Origin of the sequence: Streptococcus sp. 1001283B150225_161107_H12 (assembly GCF_015552665.1) — a bacterium.
GTDB lineage: Bacteria > Bacillota > Bacilli > Lactobacillales > Streptococcaceae > Streptococcus.
Genome location: NZ_JADNFC010000009.1, coordinates 1 through 276, shown reverse-complemented (window position 1 = coordinate 276; position 276 = coordinate 1). Strand labels below are relative to the sequence as shown.

The 276-nt window shown below is 36.2% G+C and carries 1 protein-coding gene; it reads right to left on the bottom strand.

Going from position 1 to position 276, the window contains the following annotated elements; translation table 11 throughout:
• Positions 1-177: 177 nt before the first annotated feature.
• Positions 178-276 (bottom strand): 30S ribosomal protein S9 (rpsI, locus tag I2C87_RS09675; protein WP_008291375.1); only part of this gene is annotated, 99 nt, incomplete at its 5' end.

The following is a 276-nucleotide window of genomic DNA, read 5'->3' as shown; positions in this document are numbered from 1 at the left end:
ATGTCAATACTACTGAAACAGTAAATCAAACAGCAGGAGAAATAGCCTTTAGAAGTCTCAAAAAGCAATAGGGTGAACTTGGGGTGAATTTTGGGGTGAACTTTAGTTTTTTGAACAAAAAAAGACATCCAAGAGAAAATTCTTGAATGTCTGTAAACGTTGATATAATCGTGTTGATTAACGTTTTGAGAATTGTGATGCTTTACGAGCTTTCTTAAGACCTGGTTTCTTACGTTCAACTTTACGTGAGTCACGTGTAAGAAGTCCTGCGCGTTT